Here is a 17216-nt window from a genome sequence, read left to right as displayed (position 1 = left end):
CGCAGATGAACCTTCATCAAACGACGGCCGCTCGGCTCAGCTTCGACATTGCGGATGTCCCGACCGATCTCTTCATCGCCGGCAAATGGCGGATGGGCGCGACCGGGAAACGCATCGAGGTCCATGACCCATCGACGCAGGCCGTCATCGCCTCCGTTGCCGATGCCAGCATTGACGACGCCCTGGATGCCGTGCGGGCGGCCCATGAGGCAGGCCCGGCCTGGGCGGCCACGCCGCCGCGCAAGCGGTCCGAGATCCTGCGCCGCTGCTTCGAACTCATGATGGAGCGCAGGGACTTTCTGGCCGAACTGATCTCGCTTGAGAACGGCAAGGCGCTCAGCGACGCCAAGGGCGAGGTCGCCTACGCCGCCGAGTTCTTTCGCTGGTTCTCGGAAGAGGCGGTGCGCCTGAATGGCGACCTGTCGATCGCGCCGAGCGGCGCCAACCGGATCCTGGTTGAGCACCAGCCGATCGGCGTTGCCGTGCTGGTCACGCCCTGGAACTTCCCGGCTGCCATGGCGACACGGAAAATCGGCCCGGCCCTTGCCGCCGGCTGCACGGTCGTGCTCAAGCCTGCCACCGAGACGCCCCTCACAGCCTATGCCCTTGCGGCTCTCTACGCGGAAGCCGGCGTGCCCGATGGCGTCGTCAACGTGATCACGACCTCCCGCTCGGGCGCGACGGTCAGCGCGATGCTGCACGATCCGCGCGTTCGCAAACTCTCGTTCACGGGCTCGACCGAAGTGGGGCGCAAGCTTCTGCACGAGGCCGCCGATACGGTGATTTCCTGCTCGATGGAACTCGGTGGCAATGCCCCGTTCATCGTTTTCGACGACGCCGATCTCGAGGCCTCCCTGGATGGCGCGATGATCGCCAAGATGCGCAACGGCGGTGAAGCCTGCACGGCGGCCAACCGCTTCTACGTTCAGGAAGGCATCCTGGCCGCCTTCTCGAAGGGGCTGGCGGAACGGATGGGCGGCTTGGTCGTCGGCGCCGGCTACGATGCCGCGACCCAATGCGGCCCGCTCATCAATGCCGATGCCGTCAGCCGCATCGATGGCCTCGTCGAGGATGCCGTCAAGCGCGGCGCGACGGTGCTGACAGGTGGCAAGCCGCTCGACCGCAAGGGCTTTTACTATCCACCGACCGTGCTGAGCGGGGTTCCGACCGATGCTGCCATCAGCAGCGATGAGATCTTCGGTCCCATTGCGCCAATCTCGTCCTTCAGGACCGAGGAGGAGGTGATCCGCCTGGCCAACGACACCGAGTACGGGTTGATCTCATATGTCTACACGCGCGACCTTTCCAGGGGATTGCGCGTCGCCGGCAAGCTTGAAAGCGGCATGGTCGGCCTGAATCGAGGGCTCGTGTCGGACCCGGCCGCCCCGTTCGGCGGCACCAAGCAGAGTGGCCTCGGCCGCGAGGGCGCGCATCACGGCATCCTCGAATTCTGTGAGACGAAATACGTCGCAGTGAGCTGGTGATCTCCCTGCGATGATCATGTGGGTGGAAAGCACGAAGGGTGGCTCATAATGAAGATTGCCAAGGTGGAGACATTCCAGGTCGAGTGGGGCGCGTCCGCAAAGGGGGGGCGCAGCGCATTCGTGCGGATCGAGACCGAGGATGGTCAATATGGCCTGGGTGAAGCCTCGCCCATGCAAGGCGGTCTGGCTTCGCTTGTCATTATCGCCAACGACATGGCGCCGGCCCTGATCGGGAAGGATGCTCTCGACCATGCCGTCCTGCTGGACACCCTGTTCCACAAATGCGTCAAGCTCGGACCGGAAGGGGCCACGACGGCCGCACTCGCCGCGCTCGACATCGCGCTCTGGGACCTCAAGGGAAAGCTCCTGGGCCAGCCCGTCCATAAGCTTCTCGGCGGGGCCTGGCGCACGGCTCTGCCCTGCTATGCCTCAGTCGGCGGCAATGCCTGGCGCACCGTGGACCAGGTCGTCGAAGTCGTCATGCGGCGCGTGGAGAAGGAGCGGCCCGCGGCGGTGAAGATCCGCTGGGACGGCGACCGGACCAGGCAGGACGTCGATATTCCCGGGGACATTGCCAAGGCCAAGGCTGTCCGCAAGGCGCTGGGCGATGAGTTCGTGCTCGGGTTCGACGCCAATAACGGCTATTCGGTCGGCGGCGCGATGCGTGTCGGCCGGGCGCTCGAAGACCTTGGCTACACGTGGTTCGAAGAGCCCGTTCAGCACTACCATGTCGCTGCCATGGGCGAGGTCGCCCAGCGCCTCGACATCACCGTGTCCGCCGGCGAGCAGACCTATACGCTCCAGGGGCTCAAGGACCTGATCAATGCCGGCGTGCGCATGGTGCAGCCTGATATCGTCAAGATGGGAGGCATCACCGGGCTGATGCAATGCGCCGCCATCGCCTATGCTCATGGCGTCGAGCTCGTCCCGCACCAGACCCAGCCTTCCGTCGGCCACCTCGCCAATATTCACGTGCTGTCGACCATCATGCATCTCAGCAAACCGGTCGAATTGGCGGATAACTGGGAGCGGGCCGGATCGCTCTTCAAGAAGAACCCGTCCGAGCCCATCGATGGCCGCTTCGAATTGCCGACGGCCCCTGGACTCGGAATGGAATTCGACGAGGCCGAGATGATAAAGCGGAGCATTCCCATCAGCGCCTGACGTCAGAACAAAACAAAAAGGGAGGAAAAAACAATGAAACTAACCAGAAGAACGTTTCTCGCTCAGGCCTCGACGATTGCAGCAGCCGCGGCGATGGGGGCTCCCGTCGCTCATGCAAAGGACGAGGCGATCTCGATCGCCCTGGCGGCGCGCTCGCCCACGAGCATCAACCCGCAGCAGCCCGGGATGACCGGGGGCGACAACTGGGCGATTCACCAGGTGTTCGATACCCTCGTGAAATCAGACGAAGGGACGTTTGCAATCCGGCCTGAGGACTTCCGCCCCAGTCTCGCCGAGAGCTGGGAAAGCTCCGAGGATGCCAAGACGTGGACCTACAAGCTGCGCCGGGGGGTGAAGTTCCACAAGGGCTACGGTGAAATGACGGCTGACGATGTCGTCTTCACCTTCGCCCGGCATCTCGATCCGAAGATCGTGACCAACCAGAAGCCGCTCTACTCCAATATCGACGCGGTCAAGGCGCTCGATCCCCACACCGTCCAGTTCACCCTCAAACGGCCCGACCCGCTGTTCAATGGCAGCGTCGTGACCACGCTTGCGGCCTCGATCCTCTGCCGGAAGGCCTTCGAGGAGAGGGGCAAGGACTTCGCCATGAACCCGGTCGGGACGGGCCCATACCAGGTGGAAAGCGTCAGCCCCAGCGACGGAATCCAACTGGCTGCCTTCCCAGATCACTTCGCTGGGCCGGCGGTTACCAAGACGATCCATGTCCGCTTCATTGCCGACACAACCGCGCGAACCCTCGCCTTCGCCTCAGGCCAGGTCGACATGATCGAAGGCGTCCGCTCTCCCGGCTGGCTCCCATCGATGCGTCAGCGCTCGGCCAGCACGATCTTCGACGCCACGGCACCCGGCAGCTTCAACCTGCTCCACCTGAACCTGACGCGGCCGCCGCTGAACGATATCCGCGTGCGGCAGGCGATCCGCTACGCCATCAACAGCGACCAGATCGCAGCGGCGTTTGCCGGTCTTGCGGTCCCGATGGTCGGGGTCATCGCTCCGCAATTCGCCGGAGCGGTCAAGAAAGCGGATTTGCCGCCCGAGCTGCAGTTCAACTACGATCCCAAGAAGGCCAAGGCGCTGCTGGCCGAGGCGGGGCACCCTGGCGGCGTGACCATTCCCTGCTTCACCAGCCAGCGTGAGGATTATGCGGCGATCATGCTGATGCTCCAGGAGCAGCTGCGCGCCGTCGGCATCAATCTCGATCTCAAGATCATCGACCATGCGACCATGCATTCCGAGAACCGCAAGGACCGGAATTCGATCGCCCTGTACTCGTCCAGCTACCCGCCGGTGCCGACGCAGCCCTTCCTGCAGCTGTTGTCGGCCGAGGCGGACGTGAAGGCCGATGGCGCTGGAGCGGAAAACTACAGCCACTACGGCGTCGCCATTCCCGGTATCGACGCACTCATCGAAAAGGCTCAGGACGAGCCCGATTTCAACAAGCGCATCGCGCTCATCCAGGACATCGAGAAGCAGGTCCTGCGTGATCTGCCGCTCCTTGGGATTGTCACGCTCTCCTATGTCATCGCGCGCAATCCGCGTGTGAACATCGGATTCCCGGTCAAGTCTGGCTACGCCTATTGGCGTTTGAACAAGGCCACGCGCGTCTAAAGGGGTAGACCATGCTGCGTGTCATCGGAGCGAGACTGCTCGATGCCGTGCCGACGGTCCTGCTGGTGCTGACGCTCGTGTTCATCGCGCTGCGCCTGCTCCCTGGGGACCCGGCACTCGTCGCCCTCGGCGATTATGCGACCGCGGAACAGCTTGCGCTGTTTCGCGAGCAAATGGGGCTGAATGCCCCTCTCTGGCAGCAGTACTTCACCTTCATCTGGGACATGCTGACGCTCGATTTCGGGCAGTCCCTGATCGATCGAACGCCGGTCCTCCGGCTGCTGGCCGATAATCTGCCCTACACGATCGAGCTGACGCTTGTCGCGACGGGGATGGGGCTGCTCGTCGGGATACCGCTCGGGGTGGTCGCGGCGGTCAACCGCAACAAGCTCCCCGACGCCGGCGTTCGCGTGTTCTCTCTCATCGGCTACGCGATCCCGGACTTCTATCTCGGGGCGCTCCTGCTGATCGTGTTTGCCCTGACCCTCGGCTGGTTCCCGATCAATGGCGGGGGCACCGGATTTGTCGACCGGATGTACCATGTGTTCCTGCCGGCGGTGACACTCGCCATGGTCAAGACGGCCTTCCTCGGCCGGTTGACACGAACCTCCCTGCTCGAGGTCCTTGGCAAGGACTACATCCGCACGGCACGGGCAAAAGGCGCACGGGAGAACCGCGTCATCTACCGGCATGGGCTGCGCAACGCCTTGCTGCCGATCACGACCGGGCTGGGGCTCAGCCTTCTGGCGACGCTGTCTGGGTCGGTCGCGATCGAACTGGTCTTCAACCGGCCAGGCATCGGCGAAGTCCTGATCAGCGCAATCGCCAAGCGGGACTATCCGGTCATCCAGGCGGGCGTCGTGGTGTTCGCCTTCTTCGTTGTTCTGATCAACCTGCTGGTCGACCTCGCCTACATCGTGGTCGATCCCAGAATTCGGGTGAAGTGATGACACTTGCCACGGAACAGACCCATGTTCTCGCGCCCGAAGAGCCGCGTTTCGGATTGCTGCGCAGCATCATCCTGGGCCAGCCCTCCACGATCGTGGCGACGATCATTATCGCCGTCTTCCTTGCCATCGCCGTTCTGGCGCCTGCGATTGCACCTTATGATCCGCTGGCGCAGAGCTATCTCGCGATCAACGCATACCCGTCGGCCGAACACTGGCTCGGCACGGACCAGTTCGGACGAGACGTGCTGTCGCGCCTGATCTTCGGATCACGCAATTCGCTGATCTTCGGTCTGATCTCTCCGACGCTGGCGGCGATCTTCGGCACGGCGCTTGGCGTTGCGGCCGGGTATTTCGGCGGAATCATCGATCGTCTGGTGACCCGGATCATCGACCTCCTGCTGGCTTTCCCGGAGTTGCTGCTCGCCATCATGATCGCAGCCGTGCTCGGCGGCGGCTTCTGGAACGTCGTGGCGGTGATAACCATCGCGTTCGTGCCGGGCTTTGCCCGCGTGGCGCGGGCCTCGACGCTCGCGGTCAAGCAGGAACCCTATGTGGAAGCGGCCATCGCTGCGGGTGTCACCACGCCCATGATCATCGCCCGGCATGTGCTCCCGAATATCTCGGCGCCCATCGTGGTGCTGATGACGCTGTGGGTCGCATCGGCCATTCGGCTCGAGGCCTCCCTCAGCTTCCTTGGGATCGGCACCCAGCCGCCCAATCCGAGCTGGGGCAACATCATCCGCGACGGCCTGGGAAACATCTTTGGCTCCCCCTGGCCGATCATCGGAGCGGGCTTCGCCATCACGATGGTCGTCCTGGCCTTCAACCTGATCGGCGATGCCGCCCGCGACGTGCTCGATCCGGAGACCGCTCAATGACGCCACCTCTTCTGAAAGTGGAGAATCTGGCGGTCGAATTCGGGCCGAAGACCAATCCCATCCGTGCCGTCAACGGCGTGAGTTTCGAGATCGAGGCCGGCGGCGCCGTTGGCATCGTCGGCGAGTCCGGGTCGGGGAAGTCGATCACGTCGCTGTCGATCCTGCGGCTGATCCCCGAGCCGCCGGGCCGCATCGTGCAGGGCCGGGTCGAGCTCAACGGGGTCAATCTTCTCGATCTGCCCCGGGCGAAAATGCCCGATATCCGCGGGCGCGACATCGCGATGATCTTCCAGGAGCCGATGAGTTCGCTCAACCCCCTGATGACCATTGGCGATCAGATCGGCGAAGCCATCATGCTCCATTCCCCGCTCGATCGCGAAGCGCGGCGGCGCCGGGTGATCGAGGTGCTGAACCTTGTGGGGATTCCCGATGCCGCGGGCCGGGTCGGCGCCTATCCTCACCAGTTCTCGGGCGGGATGCGCCAACGCGTGATGATCGCGATGGCGCTCGCCTGCAGCCCCAAGCTGTTGATCGCCGACGAGCCGACAACCGCGCTCGACGTCACGATCCAGGCCCAGGTGCTCGAACTGATGAAGCGGGTCCGGTCCGCGACGAACACTGCAATCCTCCTGATCTCGCACGATCTGGGCGTCATTGCCGATGTCTGCGAACGGGTCATCGTCATGTATGCCGGCCGTGTCGTGGAAGACGGCGACGTGCGATCGATTTTCCGCAGGCCAAGTCATCCGTATACGCGCGGTCTGCTGGAATCGATCCCCCACCTCAGGGACCAGCGCCGGCGCCTGTTCCAGATTCCCGGCTCGGTGCCCTTGCCGGGCACCGTCAAGCAGGGCTGCCCGTTCTACTCCCGCTGTTCGCTGCGGGTTGACGAATGCGCCAGGGAAATGCCGCCGATGTTCCGCTTCGGCGAGCACCATACAGCGGCCTGCTGGGTCACAGCAAAGGCGGAGGCCGTCCAATGATCGAGCCGCTTATCCGGACCGAGAATCTCAGCAAGACCTTTGGCGACGCCGGCGGCCTTTTCCGCAGATCGAACAGCAGCAGTGTCCGCGCCGTGGACGGCGTGTCCTTTTCGATCAACCGCGGCGAGACTGTCGCGGTCGTCGGTGAGTCCGGCTGTGGCAAGTCCACCATGGGGCGGCTGCTGCTGCGCTTGATCGATGCGACCGAAGGCAGCGTCTTCTTCGAGGGAACGGACATCAACACGCTCTCGCGCAGCGAGATGCGGCAGATGCGCCGAAAGGCACAGATGGTGTTTCAGGATCCCTACGGATCCCTGAGCCCGCGCAGGAGCATCGCCGACATCGTCGCCGAACCGCTCGAGGCTTTCGGCCTCGTCCGTAATCGGCGGGAGAAACGGGAGCGGGTCGCGGAACTTCTGAACCAGGTCGGGCTGTCCCCCAGCTTCATGGACCGGAACCCGCGCCAGTTCTCGGGCGGCCAACGTCAGCGGATCGGCATTGCTCGGGCCATTTCCGTCGATCCGAGTTTCGTCGTGGCCGATGAGCCCGTCTCCGCCCTGGACGTCTCGGTGCAGGCGCAGATCGTCAACCTGCTGCAGGACCTGCAGGAGCAGAAGCGCTTCACATATCTCTTCATTGCCCATGACCTCGCCGTGGTCCGGCACATCGCTGACCGCGTCATGGTGATGTATCTCGGACGCGTCGTTGAGATCGGGCACAAGGAGCAGATCTATTCGGCCCCGCAACACCCCTACACCCAGGCGCTCCTGTCGGCGGCCCCCGAGCCTGACCCGGATTTCAAGGCCAGGCGCATCATTCTCGAAGGCGACGTCCCCAGCCCGACACGCGTTCCTTCGGGGTGCAGTTTTCACACCCGTTGCCCGCTGGTGCAGGACATCTGCAAGGCAGAACGCCCGGCATTGCGGGACGTCGCGCCCGGCCAGAGTGCGGCGTGCCACTTTGCAAGGCCGAACCCCATTACGAATTGAGCCGAGCGCTTCGCGTCGGGGCGAAGACGGGCCGAAGCCGCCCATACCGCAATACCTTGTGGGGCCGGGCGTCAATGCCGCGATCCACGCTCAAGATACGCTTGAATAGGGTCGAGAGCTCAGTTGACCTTCATCTCGAGGGCCGGGGCCACCGGGACAAGGTGCAGGAGCGGCTCCGATGCTTGCGGAGATGTCGCTGCGGCCAAGTTGACGAGGCCGATCCTGTCGTTCCGCCGGATCGCCTGCGGCGGCTGCCCGAAGGCTCGCACAAAGGCCCGGCGCATCCGTTCGCGGTCAGCGAAGCCGGTCTCACGCGCGACCATGTCCATGGAGTGGCGACCCTGCTCCATCATCAGCCGCGCGGCCTCGACGCGCAGCTGTTCCACCGCTTTGGCCGGAGATCGACCCGTTTCGGCGAGAAACGTGCGACTGAATTGTCGAGGGCTGAGGTGAGCGGCGTCCGCAAGCTGGTCTACCGAAATCGCCGCGCCCAGATGCTGTTGGGCATAGGCAAGCGCGTTCTGGACGCGGTCGGACTTGGGAGCGATCTCCAGGAGCGCTGAATGCTGAGACTGGCCACCCGCGCGGCGGTGATAAACGACGAGCGATTTGGCAACGCGGCCCGCCACCTCCACGCCGAAGTCCTTCTCGACCATGGCCAGCGAGAGATCGATTCCAGCGGTTGCGCCGGCCGAGGTCCAGATCGACCCGTCGATGATGAAGATGCGGTCTTCCTCGACCTTGATGTTCGGAAAACGCGACTGAAGCTCGCGCGCATTCCGCCAGTGCGTTGTCGCACGCCGGCCGTTCAGCAAGCCGGCTTCAGCCAGGATGAAGGTGCCGTTGCAGATCGCTGCAATGCGGCGCGTGCTGCCCTGCGCCGATCGTAGGAGGTCGAGCAGGCCCGCAGTTGGCTGCGGGGGGCCGATCCCGGCTCCCACGATGAGCGTGTCGATCTCACCGGGCTCGAATGCTGTCGTCTCGATGATCATGCCGAGCGAGGAACTGACCGGGCCACCGGTCTCGGACAGCACGCGAATGTCGTAGCGCTGCTCGCCCGCGAGCATGTTTGCGAACTCGAATACGGACGCCGCCGCCAGGGACATCATCTGGAACCGCGGGACAAGGATGAACCCGATGCGATGCATGGCGTGGCTCCGACCTGATGTCCGGAATCGCTGTGTAAACGACTTAGGAGGCGAGTGCTAGAAAGCCTAGGTTGTGCCTCCCAGTCGGCCCGATGCTTGCTGAAGAAAGGCAGATATTGTCATGTTCCAGGATAATAAAGGCACGGCCCTGATCACGGGCGCATCTTCGGGAATCGGCGCGATTTATGCTGATCGTCTCGCTGCGCGCGGCTATAATCTCATTATCGTCGCTCGAAATAAGGACAGGCTTGACAGGCTGGCGGCCGATATTTCCGAGCGCACAGGACGTTCCGTAGAGGTTGTCGCAGCCGATCTGTCGTCGAAACCGGACCTTGCCCGGGTCGAAACCATCCTCGCGACGGATGCCAGCATAACGGTGCTGGTCAACAATGCGGGGATCGGCGCGCCCGTGCCTACCTGGCAGGCCGATGTCGATCTGATGGAACAGATGATCGACATCAACGTCACGGCCCTCATGCGGCTGGCCTACGCTGCGGTGCCTGGGTTTGTTGCTCGCGGCGCAGGTACGATTGTCAATATCGCCTCGACCGTCGCGCTGGCGCCCGAGTTCCTGCTGAACGGCGTCTATGGCGGCACCAAAGCCTTTGTCGTGGCGCTATCGGCCTCGCTGCAAAACGAACTCGCCGACAAGGGCGTCCGGGTGCAGGTTGTCCTGCCCGGAGCAACGGCCACCGACTTCTGGGACATCTCGGGCGTGCCGCTCGCCGGCGTGCCGACCGAGATCGTGATGCCGGCCGAGGCCATGGTCGACGCGGCGCTCGCCGGCCTCGACCTTGGCGAGACTGTCACCATCCCGGCGCTGCCCGATCGTGCGGGCTGGGACGCATTTGAGCACGCCCGCATCGCGATGGTGCCCAACTTCTCCAAGGCCGAACCAGCCCGGCGCTACCGAGAGGCTCTCGGTTCGGCCTGAGTTCGGCGCTTGGCCTGGCTTCAGACCCTCACGCCTCAACCTGTTGTCAAGGAGAACGCTGATGTCCGCTCGCCCCCAATTGTCGCGTCGCCAGGCGCTTCTGGCGACCGCCGCCTCTGTCGCAGCCTCCGGCCTCGCGCTGCGAAACGATCTCGCCGTAGCTCAGACCACCGCTGCTCCGGCTTCTGTTTCCGGCAGCGATCAAGATGGAGCAATCCGCCCGTTCCGCATCACTGTGCCGGACGCTGCGCTCGTCGATCTTCGCCGCCGCATCGCCGCGACCCGCTGGCCGGATCAGGAGACCGTCCCGGACCGATCGCAGGGCGTCCAGTTGGCGAGGCTGCAAGACCTGGTTCGCACCTGGGGCAGCGACTATGACTGGCGCAAGGCCGAGGCCAGGCTGAACGCTCTCCCGCAGTTCATCACCACGATCGACGGTATCGAGATCCAGTTCGCCCATGTCCGCTCGCCCCATCCGAACGCCATGCCGCTGATCATGACGCATGGCTGGCCGGGATCCGCGCTGGAACTGCTGAAGGTGGTCGGGCCCCTGACCGACCCCACTGCTCATGGCGGCCGGGCGGAAGACGCCTTCCACCTCGTCCTGCCGACCTATCCCGGCTACGGTTTCTCCGGAAAGCCGACAGAGGCGTGGGACCCCGGCCGCGTCGCCCGTGCCTGGGATGTGCTGATGAAGCGGGTAGGCTATGAGCGCTATGTCTCGCAAGGGGGCGACTGGGGCGCGATCATCTCGCAAGTCATGGCCGTGCAGGCCCCCGTGGGGCTGCTCGGCATCCATACCAATATGCCCGGCACGACGCCTCCGAGCGTGCTCAGGCTGATCCGCAACAGGGAGCCGGCGCCGGCTGAGTTCTCGGCCGGCGAGAAGCTGGCATTCGCCGGGCTTGAGACCTTCTATCGCAAGGGCTTCGGCTACGCCGAGATGATGAACACACGGCCGCAGACGCTGGGCTATGGGCTCTCGGACTCGCCGGTGGCGCTCGCTGCCTTCCTTTACGAGAAGATCGCGACCTGGACGCATAGCGGCGGCGATCCCGAACGGGTGCTGACGCGGGAGGAGATCCTCGACAACATCACGCTTTACTGGCTGACTAACACCGGCACCTCTTCCTCGCGCTCCTACTGGGATGCTGCGCAGGGCGAGGGCGGGCCGTTCAACGCGATTGAGATCGCGAAAGTGCCTGTCGCCGTTACCGTATTCCCCGGCGAGATCTACCGCGCGCCGCGGAGTTGGGGCGAGCAGAGCTTCAAGAAGCTGATCTACTGGAACGAGGTCGACAAGGGCGGGCACTTCGCCGCCTGGGAACAGCCCGAGCTGTTCGCGGCCGAGGTCCGGGCGGCATTCAAGCCGCTTCGCTCCGCGTAGCCGAGCAACCAAGCTACCATGCCGAAGGAGGCCGGACGGTGACCGCCGGCCTCCGCAATGCTCTCCGCGCCGAGGCCGATGAGGTAACACGGTGGCGGGGACGGCGACTGGGCTGAGTGGGGAACAGATGACAAGGCCGATGTGCTGCTGCCGCCTTGATCTGCGAGGCGGACATCAGTCGCATGAGCTCAAGATGCGCGTCCCTCGACGCTGCCGAGCGGCCAGGCAGACGCATAGTGGCAAGCGACCAGATGGCCGTCGCCGACGGGTCTCGCTTCCGGCACCTCCGACTTGCAGCGCGGTTGGGCGATCGGGCAGCGGGGGTGGAAGCGGCATCCCGTCGGGATCGCGGCCGGGCTGGGCGGATCGCCGGGCAGCAGGATGCGGTCCCGGGCCTTCGCGGGGTGCGAAATCGGCACGGCCGAGAGCAGCGCATGGCTGTAGGGGTGTTGAGGGGCCGAAAAGAAGGTGGTCTTCGGCGCGATTTCGACGATCTGGCCGAGATACATCACGGCCACGCGGCTCGCCATATGCTTCACGCTCGCCATATCATGCGAGATGAAGAGATAGGCGGTGCCTTGCTCGTCCTGGAGGTCCTGCAGCAGGTTGATGACCTGGGAGCGCACGGAGACGTCGAGAGCAGAGACCGGTTCGTCGGCGACGATGAGCTTGGGCCGCATCGCGAAGGCGCGGATGATGCCGAGGCGCTGGCGCTGCCCGCCTGAGAACTGGCGCGGCCATTGGCTGACATGGCGGGCGCTGAGCCCGACTGCCTCCAGCAGGCGCACGGCGGCGCTGGTCCGTTCGCCCCGCTGCGAGACGAGGCCATGCACTGCGAGCGGCTCCGTCACGATCGATCCGGCTCGCATGCGTGGGTCCAGCGACGAGAACGGATCCTGGAAAATGAACTGCAGATCGCGGCGGATGGCCTTCATGCGCGGCTGCGACAGGCCGGCGATGTCCTGTCCCTCGAACAGGATGCGCCCCGCGGTCGGATCGGCCAGGCGCAGCACGAGCCGCGCCAGGGTGGATTTGCCGCAGCCGGATTCGCCGACCAGGGCGAGCGTCTCGCCGGCATGGAGATCGAGCGACACACCGTCGACAGCCCGAATGCCGCCGGGAGCCCTGCCAAAGGTCTTCTGCAAACCCTCGAGGCGCAGGAGTGGTTCGTTCATGAGTTTGCGTCCGCGCTCATCGCTGTCGCCCGGGCGGCCGCCAACCGGGTGCTCTGCCGCGCCCAGCATGCGGCCCGGTGGCCGTCCTCGACCGGTTCGAGCGGTGGCACCTGCCGGGAACACGGGTCGAGGCGCTCGGGGCAGCGGGGATGGAAGGCGCAACCCGTCGGCATCTCCGTCAGATGCGGCACGGCGCCGCCGACCGTCGGCAACCGCCGTACGGACGGTGTCTCCAGCGAGGGCGTCGCAGCCAGCAGACCGACCGAATAGGGGTGGCTCGGCGCATCGAACAGGCGAAGGGACGTCGCCTCCTCGACGACCCGGCCGCCATACATCACCGCGACACGGTCGGTCAGTTCGGCGACCACGCCGAAATCATGGGTGATGATGATCACGGCCAGGTTCATGTCCCGGCGCAGACGGCGCAGCAGATCGAGCACCTGCGCCTGGATGGTGACGTCGAGCGCGGTGGTTGGCTCGTCGGCGATCAGGATCTGCGGATCGCAGGAGAGCGCCATCGCGATCATGACACGCTGGCGCATGCCCCCCGACAGCTCGTGCGGATAGGCGGCAGCGCGCTTGTCGGGCGCTGGAATGCCGACGAGGCTCAGGAGTTCGATGGCGCGCGTGCGGGCGGCTGCTCGCGAGAGGCCGAGATGCCGCCGCAGCGGCGCGCCGATCTGCTCGCCCACGGTCATGATCGGGTTCAGCGCCGTCATCGGCTCCTGGAAGATCATGCCGATGCGCCTGCCGCGGATCGCATCGAGGGACTGGCGCGGCAGGGTCAACAGGTCTTGCCCATCGAACATGACGTGGCCGGCCGTGACGGTGGCCGCTTCCGGCAGCAGGCCGAGCGCAGCCAGTGCGGTCAGGCTCTTGCCGGAGCCGGATTCACCGACGAGGCCGAGGCATTCGCCAGGATGGAGATCGAGATCGACGCCACGGAGCGCCTGAACCGGGCCGCTCTTCGCGCCGAACGAGACCTGAAGGTCGCGGATGGAGAGCAGCGGCGTCATCGTCCGGTCACCCGGTCGGGATCGAGCCGGTCGCGCAACCGATCGCCGAGGATGTTGAAGGCCAGGACAGTCAGCGTGATCGCGAGCCCGGCGAAGAGGGCGGGGAGGGGCGAGCCGAAGATGTCGGAAACGCCCTCGCGCACCATGTTCCCCCAGGATGGCGCCGGAGCCTGGGCCCCGAGCCCGATAAAGCTGAGCGACGCCTCCAGGCGGATCGCCGAGCCGATCCAGATCGTCAGCATGACGACGAGGGGGCCGGCAATATTGGGCAGGACATGCATGCCGATCGTGCCGAAATTGCCGCGCCCCATGGCGATCGATGCGTCGACATAGGCCTCCCGCTTCACGGAGAGGGCCGAGGCCCGCGAGAGGCGGATGAACGACGGAACGAGGGCTGCTGCGATGGCAATCGACAGGTTCTGCACGCCCGGACCGAGCAGGGCGACGATCAGCACGCCGAGCAGGAGCGGATCGAACGACATCATCATGTCGGTGACGCGGGTGACGATCGCCTCGGCCCAGCCGCCGAAGAAGGCCGACGCCGTGCCCAGGCTGATGCCGATGATGGCCGCCAGAAGGGGGGCGGCGACGCCGATCGTCATCGACAGGCGCGCCCCCTCGATCAGGCGAGAGAAGATGTCGCGGCCATATTCGTCGGCTCCGAGCCAATGCGCGGCGGAGAGCCCCTGATCCGCCGCGGCGAAATCCTGCAGCAACGGGTCATGCGTCTGGAGCCAGGGTGCGAACACGACGACGACCAGCAGCAGCAGCAGGATGGCGACGGCAATGCCCAGGAAGACGCGGTCGAGCATGTCAGGCTCCTTTCACGCGCGGGTCGATGACCACGTAAAGTAGGTCGGTCGCGAGGTTCACCAGGACGACCAGCATCGAGAGAAGCACGAGGCCTCCCTGGATGAGGCTGTAGTCGCGGGCGGTCACCGCGCCGACCAGCAATTGCCCGACGCCCGGCCGGTTGAAGACCAGTTCGATTGCAATGGTGCCGCCGAGCGTGGCGACGATCATCAGCGAGAGCTGCGTGGTGATCGGGATCAGTGCGTTGCGCACGATATGCTTCCAGACCACGACCCGCTCCGGCGTGCCGAGCGCGCGGGCCGTGCGGACATAATCGCGGCCCGAGACGTCGAGGACGGCCGTGCGGGTGAGGCGCATCAGGCCGCAGCCCTTCAGCAGTCCGAGCGTCATGGCGGGAAGGACGAGGTAGCGCAGGTCGAAAGCGGTGTCGCCGCCGCCGAGCAGCGGAAACCAGCCGAGCTTCAGCCCGAACACGATAAGCAGGATCAGGCCGAGATAAAAATCCGGAAGGGCCGAGCCGAACAGCGAGACGAGCCGGCTGGAATGATCGACGCCGCCACTCGGGCGCATCGCCGAGGCGACGCCCACGGGCACGCCGATCAGGATGCCGATCACGGTCGAAGCGAGCGTCAGCATGATCGTGTAGGGCAGGTGGCGCAGCATCGTCGCGGTGACGTCGACGCCGTTGACGAGCGATTGGCCGAGATCGAAATGCAGGAGGCCCCAGAGGAAGCGGCCGTATTGGACGAGCAGCGGCTGATCGAGGCCCAGCGTCCTGCGGACATTCTCGATCGTTTGGGCATTGGCGCGGTCGCCGAGCATGGCGATGACGGGATCGCCGGGCAGGATCCGCATCGCGAAGAACACGAAGGAGAAGACCAGGAAGGCGGTCAGAATTGCATCGGCCAATCGCTTGAGAACGAAGCGCCCCATCGTCTCGCAAACCTTTCAGGGCACGGCCGACGGCGCGAAGCCGCCGGCATGTGGCACTGGATCACCGGTGCATCGGCTTTCCCGAGAACCGCTCTCCATGTTTCGGGCCGATGCTCTAGCGGGCTACCCGGCGCGCCGTGGCGTATTCGTATTGGCCAAAGCCGCTAAGCGGCTTGTAGCCGAGGTCGACATGGCCCTGGATCGCGCTGACCAGGGGTTGGGTCTGCAGCGGTAGCACCGGCATGTCGCGCAGGATCTGGAGCTGGGCCTCCTTGAGCAGCGCGAGCTGCCGGTCGACATCGGTCGACCCGACGGCCTCGTCGACGAGCTTGTCGACGCTGCCGCCGATCTCGCCGTAATGCGAGAAATTGCGCAGCGCCGCCGGCTTGCCGACCGCTGCGGCCGAATGCAGGAACTCGTTGATCACGGCCGGCGCCGTCGGCGCGATAGCCGTGGACAGCATGTCGATCGTGCCTTCGTCCTTGCGGATGGCGGCGTGATAGCTCGCATGGTCCATGATCTTGAGCTTCACGTCGATGCCAACCTTGCGCAGCATGTCCTGCACCATCAGCATGTTCTGCTTGTAGTCGGAGCGTTCGCTCGACAAGGCTTCGATGCTGAAGCCGTTGGGGTGGCCTGCCTCCGCCAGCAGGGCCTTGGCCTTGATCGGATCGTAATCGTAGCGAAGCTCGGCGGGGATATCGGCCGTCTTCAGGGCGCCGTAGAACTCTTCCGGGACGATCGTGGGCAGCGGGCCATGGACCACGCCGAACACGGATTTCCAGACCTTGCGATCGACAGCATAGGCGATGGCCTGGCGCACGCGCACGTCGTCGAGCGGCTTGATCTTCATGTTGAAGTGCAGGAACTGCAGGCTCCCGGGCTGCATGATGCTGATCTGGGCATCGCTCCGCGCCTTCTGGATCTGGTCGACCCAGCGCGGCTCGCGCGGGCCGCTGGTCTGGTCGATCTCCTTGCCGATGAAGGCGATCGTCGCGGCATTGTCGGCCGGAATGTAGCGGAAGCGCAGGGTCTCGGTCGGCGGCGCGCCGCGGAAGTAATCCTTGTTCGCCTTGAGGACGATCGACTCCTGCGGACGGTACTCGGCGAATGCGAACGGCCCGCTGCCGATCGGCGCGCGGCCGAACTCGGCCCCAAGCTTTTCGACGGCCTTGCGCGGTACGATGTAGCGGCCAAAACCGGGCGTCAGGGCCGAGGCATGGAAGAACGCGTTCGGTGCCTTGAGGACGAAACGGACCGTGAGGGGATCGACGACCTCGATGGTGTCGATGTCCTTGAAGCTGGCGCCGTGCACGCCGCCGAGCTTGGGGTCGAGTTGGCGCTCATAGGAAAACCTGACGTCGTCGGCAGAGACCTCGCCATAGCCCTGGTGCCATTTCACGCCGGGCTTGAGATAGAAGGTCCAGACCTTCTTGTCGGGCGAGACCTCCCACCGTTCCGCGAGCTCCGGTTGAAGTGCGGCCAGCTCGATATCCATGGTGCCGCGCTTGGTGTTGACCAGCGAGTTGAAGACCTGGAGCACGATCGTCTCGTCGTCGCCGGTCTTGGTCAGGGCAGGGTCGATCGAACCGAGGTCGCGGGCCTGGAGCCGCAGCGTCAGCGTGTCGCTCGCGCCCTGCGCGAAGGCTCCGCCGTTGGGCGACAGGGCACTGAGGCCGGCCATGCTCAGGGCGCTCGCGACGACTGAGCGTCGTGTGATGCGTGTCATG

At 65.0% G+C, this 17216-nt stretch carries 15 protein-coding genes; 9 read left to right on the top strand and 6 right to left on the bottom strand.

All coding sequences use genetic code 11. The features are described 5' to 3' along the window. Nucleotides 1-5: 5 nt before the first annotated feature. Genes BIWAKO_RS29930 through BIWAKO_RS29900 form a run of 7 tightly spaced genes read left to right on the top strand, consistent with a single transcriptional unit; the run spans nucleotide 6 to nucleotide 8080 of the window. On the top strand, nucleotides 6-1484 hold the full coding sequence (locus BIWAKO_RS29930; protein WP_069881741.1) for an NAD-dependent succinate-semialdehyde dehydrogenase: 1479 nt from the start codon (nucleotides 6-8) through the stop codon (nucleotides 1482-1484). A gap of 48 nt (nucleotides 1485-1532) precedes the next feature. Then, the gene (locus BIWAKO_RS29925; RefSeq protein WP_069881740.1) at nucleotides 1533-2648 is read left to right on the top strand and encodes a mandelate racemase/muconate lactonizing enzyme family protein; all 1116 of its coding nucleotides are present in this window, start codon (nucleotides 1533-1535) and stop codon (nucleotides 2646-2648) included. A 33-nt stretch (nucleotides 2649-2681) separates the two neighbouring features. After that, nucleotides 2682-4280, top strand: coding sequence for an ABC transporter substrate-binding protein (locus tag BIWAKO_RS29920; protein ID WP_069881739.1), 1599 nt, complete (start codon nucleotides 2682-2684; stop codon nucleotides 4278-4280). 11 nt (nucleotides 4281-4291) lie between these two features. Continuing rightward, nucleotides 4292-5227 carry an ABC transporter permease gene (locus tag BIWAKO_RS29915; RefSeq protein WP_069881738.1) on the top strand — a complete coding sequence of 312 codons (936 nt, stop codon included), beginning with the start codon at nucleotides 4292-4294 and terminating at the stop codon, nucleotides 5225-5227. Then, entirely contained in the window at nucleotides 5227-6108 is an 882-nt protein-coding gene (locus BIWAKO_RS29910; protein WP_069881737.1) for an ABC transporter permease, read from the top strand. The genes BIWAKO_RS29915 and BIWAKO_RS29910 overlap by 1 nt, the downstream gene beginning before the upstream one ends. Continuing rightward, nucleotides 6105-7091: an ABC transporter ATP-binding protein gene (locus BIWAKO_RS29905; protein WP_069881736.1), complete on the top strand. Its 987-nt coding sequence runs from the start codon at nucleotides 6105-6107 to the stop codon at nucleotides 7089-7091. Before BIWAKO_RS29910 ends, BIWAKO_RS29905 begins: the two co-directional genes overlap by 4 nt. Next, a complete protein-coding gene (locus BIWAKO_RS29900; RefSeq protein WP_069881735.1) occupies nucleotides 7088-8080 on the top strand; it encodes an ABC transporter ATP-binding protein in 993 nt (330 codons plus the stop codon). The genes BIWAKO_RS29905 and BIWAKO_RS29900 overlap by 4 nt, the downstream gene beginning before the upstream one ends. A 119-nt stretch (nucleotides 8081-8199) precedes the next feature. On the opposite strand, the gene BIWAKO_RS29895 is transcribed toward BIWAKO_RS29900, so the two are convergent. Continuing rightward, nucleotides 8200-9228 (bottom strand): GlxA family transcriptional regulator, encoded by a 1029-nt coding sequence (locus tag BIWAKO_RS29895; protein WP_069881734.1) that lies wholly within the window; start codon nucleotides 9226-9228, stop codon nucleotides 8200-8202. Between the two features lie 121 nt (nucleotides 9229-9349). Between BIWAKO_RS29895 and BIWAKO_RS29890 the strand changes: the two genes are divergently transcribed. Both BIWAKO_RS29890 and BIWAKO_RS29885 read left to right on the top strand, forming a co-directional pair. Continuing rightward, nucleotides 9350-10162, top strand: coding sequence for an SDR family NAD(P)-dependent oxidoreductase (locus BIWAKO_RS29890; protein WP_069881733.1), 813 nt, complete (start codon nucleotides 9350-9352; stop codon nucleotides 10160-10162). A 61-nt stretch (nucleotides 10163-10223) separates the two neighbouring features. After that, nucleotides 10224-11549: an epoxide hydrolase family protein gene (locus tag BIWAKO_RS29885; RefSeq protein WP_069881732.1), complete on the top strand. Its 1326-nt coding sequence runs from the start codon at nucleotides 10224-10226 to the stop codon at nucleotides 11547-11549. A 188-nt stretch (nucleotides 11550-11737) separates the two neighbouring features. Here BIWAKO_RS29885 and BIWAKO_RS29880 read toward each other — a convergent pair whose 3' ends face one another. The 5 genes from BIWAKO_RS29880 to BIWAKO_RS29860 form a co-directional block, all read right to left on the bottom strand. Next, the gene (locus tag BIWAKO_RS29880; RefSeq protein ID WP_069882925.1) at nucleotides 11738-12724 is read right to left on the bottom strand and encodes an ABC transporter ATP-binding protein; all 987 of its coding nucleotides are present in this window, start codon (nucleotides 12722-12724) and stop codon (nucleotides 11738-11740) included. Then, entirely contained in the window at nucleotides 12721-13740 is a 1020-nt protein-coding gene (locus BIWAKO_RS29875; RefSeq protein WP_069881731.1) for an ABC transporter ATP-binding protein, read from the bottom strand. Before BIWAKO_RS29875 ends, BIWAKO_RS29880 begins: the two co-directional genes overlap by 4 nt. Next, complete coding sequence (locus BIWAKO_RS29870) at nucleotides 13737-14552, bottom strand: ABC transporter permease (protein WP_069881730.1); 816 nt, start codon at nucleotides 14550-14552, stop codon at nucleotides 13737-13739. The genes BIWAKO_RS29875 and BIWAKO_RS29870 overlap by 4 nt, the downstream gene beginning before the upstream one ends. 1 nt (nucleotide 14553) lies before the next feature. Then, nucleotides 14554-15486 carry an ABC transporter permease gene (locus BIWAKO_RS29865; RefSeq protein WP_069881729.1) on the bottom strand — a complete coding sequence of 311 codons (933 nt, stop codon included), beginning with the start codon at nucleotides 15484-15486 and terminating at the stop codon, nucleotides 14554-14556. A 115-nt stretch (nucleotides 15487-15601) separates the two neighbouring features. Next, complete coding sequence (locus BIWAKO_RS29860; RefSeq protein WP_176733442.1) at nucleotides 15602-17215, bottom strand: ABC transporter substrate-binding protein; 1614 nt, start codon at nucleotides 17213-17215, stop codon at nucleotides 15602-15604. Nucleotide 17216 lies beyond the last annotated feature (1 nt).

It is taken from the genome of Bosea sp. BIWAKO-01 (assembly GCF_001748145.1).
Taxonomy (GTDB): domain Bacteria; phylum Pseudomonadota; class Alphaproteobacteria; order Rhizobiales; family Beijerinckiaceae; genus Allobosea.
Note: the sequence above shows the minus strand (reverse complement) of the source record. Positions and strands in the feature narration are given on the sequence as shown.